The organism is Massilia rubra (genome assembly GCF_011682065.1).
GTDB lineage: Bacteria > Pseudomonadota > Gammaproteobacteria > Burkholderiales > Burkholderiaceae_D > Telluria_A > Telluria_A rubra.
Genome location: NZ_VUYU01000024.1, coordinates 66,462 through 80,783 on the forward strand (window position 1 = coordinate 66,462; position 14,322 = coordinate 80,783).

Below are 14,322 nucleotides of genomic sequence, written 5' to 3' on the forward strand. Positions count from 1 at the left end.
TAGGTGAAATGATATCGGAAACGTCCACAACGGCGCGCAGTGTTGACGCCGACGATCCCCACCTGTGGCTGGAAGACGTCAGCTCCGGCGCGGCGCTGGACTGGGTGCGCGCGCGCAACGCCGCGTGCGAGCAAGAACTCGAAGGCCATGGCGGCTTTGCCGCCCTGCGCGAGCGCCTGGCGACCATCCTCAACGACAAGGCCAGGATTGCCTACATCAGCGAGCACGGCGGACTGGTATACAACTTCTGGCGCGACGCCGTCCACGTGCGCGGCGTGTGGCGCCGCACCACGCTCGAGAGCTACCGCGACGCGGCGCCGGCATGGGAAACGGTGCTCGACCTCGACCAGCTTGCCATCGCCGAACGCGAAAACTGGGTCTGGGCCGGGGCCTCCTCGCTGCCGCCGGCCGGCACGCGCTGCCTGGTGTTTCTCTCGCGCGGCGGCGGCGACGCCCACGTGATGCGCGAATTCGACCTGGCCGGCAAAGCTTTCGTGGCTGGCGGCTTTGCGCTGCCCGAGTCCAAGTGCAGCGCGCGCTGGCTCGACATCGACCGGCTGGCCGTGGCCACCGACTTCGGCGCGGGCAGCATGACGACGTCGGGCTATCCGCGCATCGTCAAGGAATGGCGGCGCGGCGGCGCGCTGGACCAGGCCAGCACCCTGTTCGAAGCGCGCGCCGATGACCTGAGCGTGTCGGCTTACAAAGACTTCACGCCCGGCTTCGAACACGAATTCGTCGAGCGCCAGATTGGTTTTTACAGCAGCGAGCTGTTTTTGAGGGGTGATGCGGGCCTGGTGCGGGTGGACAAACCCGACGACGCCAACGCCTACACCGTGCGCGACCAGCTGGTGATCGAGCTGCGCTCGGACTGGGAGGTGGGCGGACGCTTCTATCCGCAAGGGGCGCTGGTGGCCACCGACTTTGCCCGTTTCATGGACGGCGAACGCGACTTTGCGGTGCTGTTCACCCCGAGCGCGACCAGTTCGCTCGATGGCGTTGCCATGACGGCCAGCGCCCTGCTCCTGACCGAGCTTGATAACGTCAAGAACCGCATCGTCGAGCTGCGCCACGTGAACGGCCAGTGGCGGCGGCGCGAGGTGAATGCGCCGGCCTTCGGCGCCCTGGGCGTGAGCGCGCTCGATGCGAGCGCGTCGGACCGGTACTTCCTGACCGTGACCGACTTCCTCACGCCGACCAGCCTGTATCTGTGCCAGGCCGGCAGCGACCGGCGCCAGCCGCTCAAGTCGATGCCGGTGTTTTTTGACGCCAGTCCGTACATCGTCAAGCAGTTCGAGGCCGTGTCGAAAGATGGCACGCGGGTGCCGTATTTTGTCGTCATGGACCGTAAAGCGCGCATGGACGGCTTGAATCCGACCGTCCTGTACGGGTACGGCGGCTTCGAGATCGCGATGAAGCCGTTTTACAGCGGCGTGACCGGGCAAGCCTGGCTGGCCAAGGGCGGCGTGTACGTGCTGGCCAATATCCGCGGGGGCGGCGAGTTCGGGCCGCGCTGGCACCAGGCGGCGCTGAAGGACCAGCGCCAGCGCGCGTTCGATGATTTTTTAGCCGTGGCGCAAGACCTGATCGAGCGCAAGGTGAGCAGTCCGCGTCACCTGGGGATCATGGGCGGCAGCAATGGCGGCCTGCTGGTCGGGGCCGCGATGACGCAGCGGCCGGACCTGTTCAACGCGGTGGTGTGCCAGGTGCCGCTGCTCGACATGCGGCGCTATCACAAGCTGCTGGCCGGGGCCTCGTGGATGGGCGAGTATGGCGACCCGGAAGTGGCCGGCGAGTGGGAATATATCCGGCGCTATTCGCCGTATCACAATGTGTTCGGCGACAAGCGCTATCCGCGCATGCTCCTGACCACCTCGACCAGGGACGACCGGGTCCATCCGGGGCACGCGCGCAAGATGGTGGCGCTGATGGAGGCGCAGGGGCATGACGTGCTGTATTGGGAAAACCTGGAAGGCGGGCACGCGGGCGCGGCGAACAACGACCAGCAGGCGCAGATGTGGGCGCTGACGTATACCTTCTTGCTCGAGCAGTTGCGCTGACCGGCGATTGTTCAATCCCACGCCGTCGCCGGCCAGCTTGGCAAGCCGCCAGGCGATCACTCCTCGCTCGAGAGCACCTTGTCGAGTTGCGCCATGAACGTCGGCCAGCCATATTGCGCCCCACGGTAGGCCTGCTCCTGCTCCGGACCGAAGCCGGTCTGCTCCATCCGCAGGCGCGTGCCGGCCGCGCTGGGCGAGAGCGTCCAGGTCACCACGCTCTCGAGCCCCATGGCGGACCAGGTGTACGACAGGGCGCTGTTCGGTTCGATTACCAGGACCTGGCACGCGACCGAGCCCCAGTCGGCGCTGAAGGTGAAGCGATGGGCCGGCCTTGGCGCGAAATCGCTTTTCATCAGCCAGGCTTCGATCAGGTGCGGCTCGGTGAGCGCGCGCCAGATCTTCTCGGGCGGATGGGCAAAATCGCGTTCGACGGTGACGGTGCGGGTATGAAGCGAGGCGTTGTTCATTGGTCTATCCTTTTCAACAGGTCGTCGAGGGAGTCGAACCGGCTTTCCCAGAAATCGCTCATCCGGGAAGTCCAGTCCAGCATGGGAGCCAGTGCCTGCGGCTGCGCCGTGAAGTGCGTCTGCCGTCCCGCGTGCCGGTCGCGCACCAGGCCCGCTTCTTTCAACTGCTTCAGGTGCTTGGACACGGCCGGCTGCGAGACCCCGGACTGCGCCGTCAGCGCGCCCACGGTCAGCTCGCCATCCCGGCACAGGCGCTCGAAGATGGCCCTGCGGGTCGGGTCCGCCATCGTCCTGAACAGCGCATTGACGTCATTTTGCATTCGAAACTCATCACTGGTTGGCTATGAATCGAATTATAACCATGCGGTTATGGATTGGTCAAGCCGCATGTCGGCGCCAGTCCCCCGGCAAGGTGGCTTACCCGGCAACTGTCGCGTGAACGCAAAAATATCCACCCTCAATATCGATTAGCGCAAACTTCCACCCGATTGCCGGCGTCCGGCCAGCCTGGCGCAGGCGCCGCGACGCCCTTCCCGCACCGTTTTGCCCCCTTCCCGCCCTAACAATCCTGCCAGCTTTCCACCCCGGCCGGACGGGTTTGTAATGTTCGTCAAGCGAATTTTCCTGCCCGCCGATCAAGCGCGGAGCAACCGAACCGTGACTGGAACATCACCATGGCACACCTGGCCTCATTTTCTCCCCAGCTCTCTCCCGCCCAGCCGGCGACCCTGCGCGAGCCCTCCGTGCGTACGCCCGGCGGCGGCATGTTCTGGAGTCCCGGCATCGGTCTCGGCGCGGGCATCATCCTCGAACTGTCGGGCGATATCGACAGCCTGTCGCAGCGCATCGCCCGCTTGCCCGAGCGCGCCGGACGCGGCCGGCCGGCTGTCAGCCAGTACCTGTTCATGGTCAAGACCCTGGCGGCGGCCTGGGCCACGCGCAGCCGGCCCGGCCTGCACAGCGCCCTGGACGGCCTGCGCCACCTGGGCGAGAGCCTGCTCGCGCAGGATGCCGCGCCGCTGGCCACGGCGCTGCTGAACATGTTCCACGGGCGGCCCTCGTCCGGCCCCGGCGCGGTGCGCCTGATCGACGCCCTGGTGCGGCGCCTGGCGGCCCCGGCCGATGAGCTGTCCGCCCTCGACCAGGATGTCGGCAATTACCTTGCGCAGATGGGACGCGCCTCGGGCGCGCTGGAAACCGACACGGTGATGGTGACCGAGCGCCTGCAGGCCGACCATGTCCACGCCTTCATCCTGGCGCAACAGGTCAATACCTTGCAGGGACGGCTGGCCGATGCGCGCGCACGGCGCCACAGTCACTGGCTGCCCGGCGCGGATGCGGCGCAAGCCGGCGCCGATATCGAGACGCACAGCGGCGCACTCGAAAGCGTCATGCGAGAGCTCGACCATATCCGCGAGGGCCAGGCCTCGATGATGGCCGAAGCGGTGTATCTGCAAGGCTTGCTGCCGACGCTGTCGGCTTACCTGAGCGGCATGGACCGGATCGGCGCCGGCATCCGCATCGCCGCCGCCGGCACGCGCGCCCTGCGTGCCGAGCTCGACGACCTGAAAAATGTCTTGCTGGCCGGGCCGGCGGCGAGCAGCACGGCGCACGCCCAGTTGCAGGCGGCCCTGCCGTCCTGGCGCATGCTGGCGGCGCGCATTGCCGCCTTTCCGGCCGCCCCGGCCGAGTAGCGGCCAGTAACCCGCTAGGACGCCAGGCGCGCCTCGAACATCGCTTCGTAGGTGCCCGCGATGTCCACATACAAGGCCACCGCGCGCTCGACGCCGATCTGGACCGGATCGCCGAAGCGCGTGGTCAACACCCCGGCGCGGCGCAGCAGGCGTTCGATGGCGACCGTGGTGACCGTCACGTACTGGTCCAGGCCGGCGTGATGGCCATAACTGATGATTTCGCCGATCGACTCCATGGTAATCTCCGAAAAACCGAAGCGCGGGTTGCCGTCGGTTTCGATGGCGAAGCGCGACAGCTCCCAGATGCGGGCGTTGGCGGGGGCTTCCTGGCCGTGCAGGAGCTGCGCAAAAGAATCCTTGAGCATGTAGGGGCCTTCGGTCGGCAAGATGCGCCAGCAGCCGCGCAGCGGCCCGCCGCCCGGCTCGCGGATCATCATATACAGTGGTTCGAGGGCGTCGTAACCATCAATTTCCATGCCGCTCATGATCGGCACTTCCCAGCCCAGCCGGTCCTTGAACACCTTGGCGCGCAGTTTGTGCATCTCCCACAAGTCACGCGATTTGAATTCGCGCCGTGCGGCGATTCGAATATGCAGAGCCATCTTAGGTACCTCGCTTTATATATATAAAAGTTATGCTGCTTGCATGAAGAATCATGCAAAAATTGCATTAGCATAACTAGTAGAGTTGCTAGGTGGCCTGTAAGCACAGTGAATGGAATACTGCCCTTTTGTTTGCGAGGAACGGTATGGCTCAGGATTTCAACTACCAGACGACGGCCGTGGCAGAACAGCGCGGCGGGATCGATCACGAAAGCGGCGCTGCGAATGCGGCAACGATGGCAAGCACGCCCCATAGCGAATTAAAACGGTTCAGGATCAGCAAGCGCGAAAGCCAGGAAAAATTCTGGGGACGCTTCGGCGTGACGCAGTCGAGCGGCAGCCGCTTCGAAACCGGCCTGGGTATTCCAGCGCCGGTGGCAATTTTGGTGAAGCTGTATGTCAAGGGTAAGCTCAGCGATGGGGATCTTCCGGGCTGATGATGCCCAGGCTGATCGCCTTGACCAGTGCCTGCTGCCGGGTGTTGACGTTGAATTTCACGCGGATGTTACCGATATGAAAATTCACCGTCGCCTCGGAGCAGAGCACGATCTTCGAGATTTCCCATGAAGACTTGCCGACCATGACCCAGTTGAGCACTTCCAGCTCACGCTTGGTCAGGCGCGGCAGCGCTTCGGCGCCCGGCTTGGGCGCGACGAATTTGAGCGAGGACTCGAAGGCGTAGTCGCGGATCAGCGACAGCGACGGCATCAGCTGGCTGATCGTGCTGTCGAACTCGCCGTTGGGCGGGGCGTCGGAAGCAAAACTGACCACGCCGAACTCCCCGCTCGGCCCGTGGATGGGAAAGGTGATGCCGGAGCGAATGCCGTAGCCGCAGGCTTCCTCGTACATCTCGCGCTGGGCGGGAGCGTGGAAGGTATCCGGTTCCCACACGATCGGCAGCGAGCTGGTCATGCAATGGGCGACGGTCGGGTCCACGTAGTGGAGCTTGTCGGCGTCGTAGCGGGTGCGCCAGGCGGCCGCGTAATTGCTGTGCAGGAACGCCGTCTCCAGCTTGACATGCTTGGAGCCGACCGTGCCGTACAGCACCTGGTCGAATCCCTGGTCATGGGCCAGCGAAAACAGGGCCGAACTCCAGCCATTCTCATGGTCGCTTTTCAAAAGCGTCATCAGTTGTCCCATTTTCACCATTGCCGTTACTCCTTTTTGTTGCCTATTTTACACAAATATCGCGTGGAGACACTAGCGAGTGTCTTGTGATTAACTAAAACATTCAGAAATGTAACCATTTGTCAGTATTTTAGACTTTCCATAAGTGGCGTGTTAAACAAATTTCGCATGCGATTCCGCTTAGAAATGAAACTACCAGTTACGTCGGGTTGACTTATCCGAGGAAGCCAAAGGCGTAGCGCAATCGCAACATTGACCTTGGTCGCAATGAATTGTGCGTCGTGGAAATTTATTCTCGGGTAGGCTCAGGCAACTTGACGTTACCATCGTAGCCGAATAGGGTAAGCTGCCGGTCCGGGCAGGCTGATGAAGCCACGCTACCCGGACCCTTGACTGGCTGGCGCACTGGTATACAGTTGCCGTTACCGTCGTAAAAAATGTGATCGGCAGCCAATTTAACCAGACCTAGCGCACCGTGCAGATCATTCCGAAAGTGTTACTCGTCAACGACGACGCAGCCAGCCTGCTGGCGCTCGAAAGCCTGCTGTCCGAGGCCACGCGCGCGCAGCATTACGCGCTGCTCAAGGCCAGCTCCGGCCATGAAGCGCTGCGCATGGTGCTGACCCACGATTTCGCCGTGATCCTGCTCGACGCCAACATGCCCGGCATGGACGGCTTCGAAACCGCCGAGGCGATCCATTCGCACCCGCGTTCGAGCGCGGTGCCGATCATCTTCATCACCGCCCACTACGGCGACGAGCGCCATCGGCTCGAAGCCTACAGCAAGGGCGCGGCCGACTATCTGTTTACGCCGGTGATCCCGCAGGTACTGCAAACCAAAGTGGCGGTGTTCGTCGACCTGACCCGCAAGAACCTCGAACTGCAGGCGAAAACGCGCGAACTGTCGCTGCTCAACCAGGACCTGCGCGTCCAGCGCGTGCAAGACCTGGAGCGCATCAACCGCGCGCTGGAACAGGAAGTGGCCGAACGCAAGGTGGCCGAGCAGCGCGCGCAGGCGCTCTCGATCCGCGATCCGCTGACCAACCTGGTCAACCGGCGCTCGCTGATCGCCCAGCTCGAACACGCGGTCGCCACGGCCGACCGCCACGGCGGCGAATTCGCGCTGCTGTTCCTCGACCTGGACCGCTTCAAGCAGATCAACGACACCCTGGGACACGAAGTGGGCGACGAACTGCTGCGCCAGGTCGCCGCGCGCCTGCTGGCGGCGGTGCGCGTGTCGGATGTGGTGGCGCGCCTCGGCGGCGACGAATTCGTGGTGCTGCTCGAAGGGCGCGGCGCCGCCGCCAACGCGGCGCGGGTGGCGCGCAAGATCGAGCAGGCGCACACGCGCCCCTTCGAGATCAACGGCCAGCGCATCGCCACCTCCACCAGCATCGGCATCGGCCTGTACCCGCAGGACGGGAGCAGCGCCGCGCAACTGATGAAAAACGCCGACACCGCGATGTACCACGCCAAGCAGCACCGGCGCGGCAGCATCGAGTTTTTCCGCGAAGAGCTCAACACGCGCGAACGCGAGCGCGCCCAATGGGTGGCCGAACTGCATGCCGCGCTCGAAGGCAAGCAATTCGAACTGCTGTTCCAGCCGCGCGCCGCCCTGCCCGACGGCGCGGTCGTAGCGGTCGAAGCGCTGCTGTACTGGCGCCACCCGCGCCACGGCCTGATCGCCGCGGCGCGCTTTTTGCCCGACGTGGCCGACAGATTGCTGCTCGAACAAGTGTGCGAATGGATGCTGGGCGCGGCCTGCGCCGAAGCGGCGCGCTGGCGCGCGGGCCTGGCGCAAACGGCGACCCAGGCGGCCCGGCTGTCGAAGGTCGTCATGGCGGTCGACCTGGCGCTGCTGCAGATCCGCCCCGAACTGGCCGCGCGCGTGCTGGCGCACCTGCGCAGCTGCAAGCTGCCGGCCGGCTGGCTGGAACTCGAAATTCCCGAACACCTGCTGCTCGATACGCGCGACAGCGCGGCCGTGCTGCGCCAGCTGAAAGCGGCCGGCGTGCGCCTGACGGTCGACGACTTCGGCAGCGCCGGCGCGGCGCTGGCCATGCTGCGCGAGCTGCCGCTCGACGCCATCAAGATCGACCGCGCTTTCGTGCGCGCCATCGGGGTCGAGCGCGGCACCGACATGGCCGCCGCCATCGTCCACCTCGGGCGCGCGCTCGGGCTGCGGGTGCTGGCCCAGGGCGTGCACACCGCCGAACAGCTGGCGGTCCTGAAGTCGCTCGGCTGCGACGAATACCAGGGCGAACTGCTCAGCCCCGCCCTGCACGCGGCCGACATGCTGGCGCTGCTGCAGGCCCGCTGCGGCGCACCAGCCATGCAGATACCACCAACAACGAGCCCGGACCAGAATCAGGCCGCTCTTTCAACTCCCAAAAAACGAGGACAAAGCCGATGAACAACATGACCGACATGGCCGAAGAACTGGACATCAAGCTCCTGCTATCGACCCTGATGGCGCTCAAGAAGGGCGACTTCACGGCGCGCATGCCATCCGACTGGAGCGGCATTTCGGGCAAGATCGCCGATACCCTGAACGACATCATCGAAACCAAGGAAAAAATGGTGGAGGCGGTGACCGAGGTATCGCGCGTGGTCGGCGCCGAAGGCCGGCTGGAAAAGCGCGCCTCGGTCCCGAACGTGGTGGGAGGCTGGGCCACCATCATCAGCTCCGTCAACACCCTGATCGACGACCTGGTGCGCCCGACCACGGAAATGGCGCGCGTGATCGGCGCGGTGGCCAAGGGCGACCTGTCGCAGACCATGGCGCTGGAAGTGGACGGCCATCCGCTCATGGGCCAGTACCTGCGCGCGGCCACCACCGCCAACACGATGGTCGAACAGCTCTCCTCGTTCTCGTCGGAAGTCACGCGCGTGGCGCGCGAAGTGGGCACCGAGGGTAAGCTCGGCGGCCAGGCGCAGGTCAAGGGCGTGGCCGGCACCTGGAAAGACTTGACCGACTCGGTCAACTCGATGGCGGGCAACCTCACGTCCCAGGTGCGTAACATCGCCGAAGTGACCACCGCCGTGGCCAACGGCGACTTGTCCAAGAAAATCACGGTGGACGTGCGCGGCGAGATCCTGCAACTGAAAGACACCATCAACGTCATGGTGGACCAGCTGCGCTCGTTTGCGTCGGAAGTCACGCGGGTGGCGCGCGAGGTGGGCACCGAGGGTAAACTCGGCGGCCAGGCTTACGTGCCGGGCGTGGGCGGCACCTGGAAAGACTTGACCGACAACGTGAACTTCATGGCGTCCAACCTCACCGGCCAGGTGAGGAACATCGCGGCGGTGACCACCGCGGTGGCGAACGGCGACCTGTCCAAGAAGATCACGGTGGACGTCAAGGGCGAAATCCTGGAGCTGAAAAACACCATCAACGTGATGGTGGACCAGTTGTCGTCGTTCGCCTCGGAAGTGACGCGGGTGGCGCGCGAGGTGGGCACCGAGGGTAAACTCGGTGGCCAGGCGCAGGTGAAAGGCGTGGCCGGCACCTGGAAGGACTTGACCGACTCGGTCAACTCGATGGCGGGTAACCTCACCGGCCAGGTGAGGAACATCGCCGACGTGACCACCGCCGTGGCCAACGGCGACTTGTCGAAGAAGATCACGGTGGACGTCAAGGGCGAGATCCTGGAGCTGAAAAACACCATCAACGTGATGGTCGACCAGTTGAATTCCTTTGCGTCGGAAGTCACGCGCGTGGCGCGCGAAGTAGGCACCGAGGGTAAACTCGGCGGCCAGGCTAACGTGCCCGGCGTGGCCGGCACCTGGAAAGACCTGACCGACGGCGTGAACTCGATGGCGGGTAACCTCACGGGCCAGGTGCGTAACATCGCCGACGTGACCACCGCGGTGGCCAACGGCGACCTGTCCAAGAAGATCACGGTGGACGTCAAGGGCGAGATCCTGGAGCTGAAGAACACGATTAACGTGATGGTGGACCAATTGTCCTCGTTCGCGTCGGAAGTAACGCGCGTGGCGCGCGAAGTGGGCACCGAAGGAAAACTCGGCGGCCAGGCTTACGTGCCGGGCGTGGGCGGCACCTGGAAGGACTTGACCGATAACGTGAACTTCATGGCGTCCAACCTCACCGGCCAGGTGAGGAACATCGCGGCGGTGACCACCGCCGTGGCGCGCGGCGACCTGTCCAAGAAAATCACGGTCGACGTCAAGGGCGAGATTTTGGAACTGAAGGACACCATCAACGTGATGGTGGACCAATTGTCCTCGTTCGCGTCGGAAGTGACGCGGGTGGCGCGCGAGGTGGGCACCGAAGGCAAGCTCGGTGGCCAGGCCAATGTGTCCGGCGTGGCCGGCACCTGGAAGGACTTGACCGAGAACGTGAACCAGCTGGCCGCCAACCTGACCAACCAGGTGCGCGCGATTGCCGAGGTGGCGACCGCCGTGACGCGCGGCGACTTGTCGCGCTCGATCCAGGTGGAGGCGCGCGGCGAGGTGTCCTACCTGAAGGACAACATCAACGAGATGATCCGCAACCTCAAGGAAACCACGCAGAAAAATGCGCAGCAGGATTGGCTCAAGACTAACCTGGCGCGCTTTACCCGCCTGCTGCAAGGCCAGCGCGACTTGCAGGCGGTGACAAAGCTGATCCTGTCCGAGCTGGCGCCGCTGGTGTCGGCCCACCACGGCGTGTTCTACATGATGGACTCGCAGGAGCTCGACGCGCGCCTGCGCATGATCGCCAGCTACGGCTACCGTTCCAGCCGCAAGCTGGCCACCTCCTTCCTGCCGGGCGAAGGCCTGGTCGGCCAGTGCGCGGTCGAGAAAACCCGCATCTGGCTGACCGACGTGCCGCGCGATTACATCGTGGTCTCGTCGGGCCTGGGCGCGGCGCCGCCGACCAACATCGTGGTGCTGCCGATCCTGTTCGAACAGCAGGTCAAGGCGGTGATCGAAATCGCCTCGCTCGACCGCTTCACCGAAACCCACCTCTCCTTCCTTGACCAGTTGATGGAGTCGATCGGCGTGGTGCTCAACACGATCGAGGCCAACAGCCGCACCGAGTCGCTGCTGACGCAGTCGCAGTCGCTGGCGCAGGAACTGCAGCAGACCAACCAGGAACTGGCCGAGAAAGCGCGCCTGCTGTCCGAACAGAACATCGAGGTGGAACGCAAGAACCGCGAGGTGGAACAGGCCAAGCTGGCGCTGGAAGAAAAAGCGACCCAGCTGGCGCTGTCGTCCAAGTACAAATCCGAGTTCCTGGCGAATATGTCGCACGAGTTGCGCACGCCGCTCAACTCCCTGCTGATCCTCGCGCAGCAGCTGTCGGATAACCCGGAGGGCAACCTCTCGGGAAAGCAAGTAGAGTTCGCAAAGACGATCCACGGTTCCGGATCCGATCTGCTGACTCTGATTAATGACATTCTCGACCTGTCCAAGATCGAATCCGGAACCGTGACACTCGATGTGTCGGAATACCGCTTCTCGAACTTGCGTAACTACGTCGACCGCACCTTCCGTCACATGGCCGAAGCGAAGCACCTGGGTTTCACGGTGCTGCTGGCGGACGCCCTGCCGACCGCCGTGATGACCGACACCACGCGCTTGCAGCAGGTGCTGAAAAACCTGCTGTCGAACGCCTTCAAGTTCACCAGCCATGGCGAGGTCTCGCTCGATATTTCGCTGGTGACGAGCGGCTGGACGAGCGACCACCCGAACCTGGTGCACGCCGACGCGGTGCTGGCGTTCTCGGTGCGCGACACCGGCGTGGGCATTGCGGCCGACAAGCTGCAACTGATTTTCGAAGCGTTCCAGCAGGCCGACGGCTCGACTGCCCGCAAGTACGGCGGCACCGGCCTTGGCCTGTCGATTTCACGCGAACTGGCGCGCCTGCTGGGCGGCGAAATCCGGGTCGAATCGGTGGTCAACGCCGGCTCCACCTTTACCCTGTTCCTGCCCTACAACCGGGCCGGCTTCATCAACTACGACCAGGCGCGCCAGCCGCAGCCTGCCCGCCTGGCGCCGCCGCCATCGACCGTGGTGATTGCCAGCACGGTGACGCCGTACGACAGCGGCGTGGCGCCGGAAGCGGCGATGGCGCATGCGCAACTGGTCGAATACGCATCGGTGCTGGACGACCGCGGGCTGATCGCCCCGGGCGACCCGTCGGTGCTGATCATCGAGGACGACGAACGCTTCGCCAAGGAATTGATGGACTTCGCGCGCGAGAAGAACTTCAAGGCGATCGTGACGCACCAGGGCGATTCGGCATTGTCGCTGGCGCGCGACTACCTGCCGTCGGCCATCCTGCTCGACCTCGACCTGCCCCACATCGACGGCTTCACGGTGCTCGACCGCCTGAAACGCGACCCGAGCACGCGCCACATTCCGGTGCATGTGATGTCCACCCTGCGCGAGCGCGAACGGGCGCTGCGCCAGGGCGCCATTTCGTACATTGGCAAGCCGGTCGAGCGCGAGGCGCTGCAGGAAGAGTTCACGCGGATCCAGAAATTCCTGTTGGGCGGCAAACGCAGCCTGCTGGTGGTCGATGACGAGAAAATGCAGCGCGACTCGATCGTGGCGCTGATCGGCGACACCGACCTGCGCATCGTGGCCGTGGAAACCGGCGAAGCCGCACTGGAAGCGCTGCGCGGCTCGCACTTCGACTGCATGGTGCTGGACCTGACCCTGCCCGACATCAGCGGTTTTGATTTGCTCGACGTGATCGGCAAGGACCCTGCCCTGCGCGACCTGCCGATCGTGATCTACACCGCCAAGGAATTGAGCCGCAAGGAAGTGACAAAGCTCAAGCGCTACGCCAAGACCATCGTCATCAAGGATGCGCGTTCGCCCGAACGCCTGCTCGACGAAACGGCCCTGTTCCTGCACCGCTCGCACGCCTCGCTGCCGGAGCTGCAGCGCCGCATGCTGGAAGAAATCCACGCGGCCGACGGCGGCCTGGCCGGGCGCAAGGTGTTGATCGTCGACGATGACCTGCGCAACATCTTCGCCCTGTCGTCGCTGCTGGAACGCCAGCAGATGCAGGTTTCGTTCGCCGAAAATGGCCGCGACGGCATCGAGGTGCTGGAAAAAGACCCGACCATCGAGATCGTTTTGATGGACATCATGATGCCGGAGATGGACGGCTACGACACCATGCGCGCGATCCGGCGCATACCGAAGTTCAAGTCGCTGCCGATCATCACCTTGACCGCCAAGGCGATGAAGGGCGACCGCGACAAGTGCATCGCCGCCGGCGCCTCGGACTACATCACCAAGCCGGTCGATGTAGCCCAGCTGCTGTCGCTGATGCGGGTGTGGCTGCATTGAACGGGCCGGCGAGGCAGGGCTGCGTTGCCACCGTCGACGAGCTGGAAATCGACCTTCTGCTCGAAGGCGTTTTCCAGCGCTACGGCTTCGACTTTCGCGCCTACGACCGGCCCGGCCTGAAGCGGCGGGTGCTCGGCTTGATGGCCGAGCGCGCGCTGGCGACGGTGTCGCTGCTGCAGGACCGGGTGCTGCACGACCCGGCAGCGGCGGCGGCCCTGCTGCGCGCGCTGAGCGTGCAGCCGGCGTTCTTGTTCGACGACCCGGAGCAAGTGCGCCAGACGCGCGAAGTGCTCGCCGGCTGCCTGCGCGCGTCGGCGCTGCCGAAAGTATGGCTGGCCGAATGCGCGCATGCGGAGGAAGCGTGGTCGCTGGCGATTTTGCTGGCCGAGCAGCAGATGCACCATCGCACCGAGATTTTTGCCACCGTCGCCAACGAAGAACTGCTGGCCGAAGCCATGGATGCCAGCATTCCGATGGAGCGCATGGCGCAGTATCAGGAGAATTACCTGAAAAGTGGCGGCACGGCCAACCTGGCCGACTATTTCGACGTGCGCGGCAAGCGCGCGGTGCTGCTGCCGGCGCTGCGCAGCCGCATCACGTGGGCGCAGTACAACCTGGTGACGGATGCCTCGTTCAACGAGTTCCAGCTGATTGTATGCCGGCGCGCGCTGGCCGATTTCGGCCCGCTGCTGCGCCAGCGCGCCCTGCGCCTGTTCCACGACAGCCTGGCCCTGTTCGGGGTGCTGGGCATCGACCGTGAGCTGGCGCCGGGCGACACCCTGGCGGCCAGCTACCGGCCGGTGTTTGCGCACCAGGCGTGGTACAAGCGCGTCGCGTAGCGTGTCGCATAGCGCGTCGCGTAGCTGTCGCCTGGCGCGTTTCGTCCCAACCCGTTGCGTTCCAAGCCCCTTACATAGCTCGACGTCAGAAGTTGTCAGCTTCAATTCTGGCAGACGCGTCGGCGCCGCTTAACATACCCATTGGATAAGATGAAACTAAGCCCACAGGTAATTGTTTACGTGATCGGCGTGTTCTTGTTGGGCATGGTCTATGCCCCAGTGAA

The 14,322-nt window shown here is 64.3% G+C and carries 10 protein-coding genes; 6 read left to right on the forward strand and 4 right to left on the reverse strand.

What is annotated here, in order from left to right; all coding sequences use genetic code 11:
• The first annotated feature begins 8 nt into the window (after positions 1–8).
• The gene (locus F0185_RS26515; RefSeq protein WP_223164584.1) at positions 9–2,060 is read left to right on the forward strand and encodes a prolyl oligopeptidase family serine peptidase; all 2,052 of its coding nucleotides are present in this window, start codon (positions 9–11) and stop codon (positions 2,058–2,060) included.
• 56 nt (positions 2,061–2,116) lie between these two features.
• Here F0185_RS26515 and F0185_RS26520 read toward each other — a convergent pair whose 3' ends face one another.
• Positions 2,117–2,527 carry an SRPBCC family protein gene (locus F0185_RS26520; RefSeq protein WP_167229683.1) on the reverse strand — a complete coding sequence of 137 codons (411 nt, stop codon included), beginning with the start codon at positions 2,525–2,527 and terminating at the stop codon, positions 2,117–2,119.
• Complete coding sequence (locus F0185_RS26525; RefSeq protein WP_167229686.1) at positions 2,524–2,847, reverse strand: ArsR/SmtB family transcription factor; 324 nt, start codon at positions 2,845–2,847, stop codon at positions 2,524–2,526. The genes F0185_RS26520 and F0185_RS26525 overlap by 4 nt, the downstream gene beginning before the upstream one ends.
• A gap of 354 nt (positions 2,848–3,201) precedes the next feature.
• Between F0185_RS26525 and F0185_RS26530 the strand changes: the two genes are divergently transcribed.
• Positions 3,202–4,221, forward strand: coding sequence for a hypothetical protein (locus tag F0185_RS26530; RefSeq protein ID WP_167229689.1), 1,020 nt, complete (start codon positions 3,202–3,204; stop codon positions 4,219–4,221).
• Positions 4,222–4,235: 14 nt separating this feature from the next.
• On the opposite strand, the gene F0185_RS26535 is transcribed toward F0185_RS26530, so the two are convergent.
• A complete protein-coding gene (locus F0185_RS26535; RefSeq protein WP_166897965.1) occupies positions 4,236–4,823 on the reverse strand; it encodes an acyl-homoserine-lactone synthase in 588 nt (195 codons plus the stop codon).
• A 146-nt stretch (positions 4,824–4,969) separates the two neighbouring features.
• Between F0185_RS26535 and F0185_RS26540 the strand changes: the two genes are divergently transcribed.
• Positions 4,970–5,260, forward strand: a complete 291-nt coding sequence (locus F0185_RS26540; protein WP_229477199.1) for a helix-turn-helix domain-containing protein — start codon at positions 4,970–4,972, stop codon at positions 5,258–5,260.
• Here F0185_RS26540 and F0185_RS26545 read toward each other — a convergent pair.
• On the reverse strand, positions 5,235–5,951 hold the full coding sequence (locus F0185_RS26545; RefSeq protein ID WP_166897963.1) for a helix-turn-helix transcriptional regulator: 717 nt from the start codon (positions 5,949–5,951) through the stop codon (positions 5,235–5,237). The genes F0185_RS26540 and F0185_RS26545 overlap by 26 nt on opposite strands.
• A 475-nt stretch (positions 5,952–6,426) precedes the next feature.
• On the opposite strand from F0185_RS26545, the gene F0185_RS35515 reads away from it, so the two are divergent.
• Genes F0185_RS35515 through F0185_RS26560 form a run of 3 tightly spaced genes read left to right on the forward strand, consistent with a single transcriptional unit; the run spans position 6,427 to position 14,098 of the window.
• Positions 6,427–8,364: a putative bifunctional diguanylate cyclase/phosphodiesterase gene (locus tag F0185_RS35515; protein ID WP_370664069.1), complete on the forward strand. Its 1,938-nt coding sequence runs from the start codon at positions 6,427–6,429 to the stop codon at positions 8,362–8,364.
• The gene (locus F0185_RS26555; RefSeq protein WP_167229692.1) at positions 8,361–13,259 is read left to right on the forward strand and encodes a hybrid sensor histidine kinase/response regulator; all 4,899 of its coding nucleotides are present in this window, start codon (positions 8,361–8,363) and stop codon (positions 13,257–13,259) included. Before F0185_RS35515 ends, F0185_RS26555 begins: the two co-directional genes overlap by 4 nt.
• Positions 13,247–14,098 (forward strand): CheR family methyltransferase, encoded by an 852-nt coding sequence (locus tag F0185_RS26560; RefSeq protein ID WP_370664070.1) that lies wholly within the window; start codon positions 13,247–13,249, stop codon positions 14,096–14,098. The genes F0185_RS26555 and F0185_RS26560 overlap by 13 nt, the downstream gene beginning before the upstream one ends.
• The last annotated feature ends 224 nt before the right edge of the window (positions 14,099–14,322 follow it).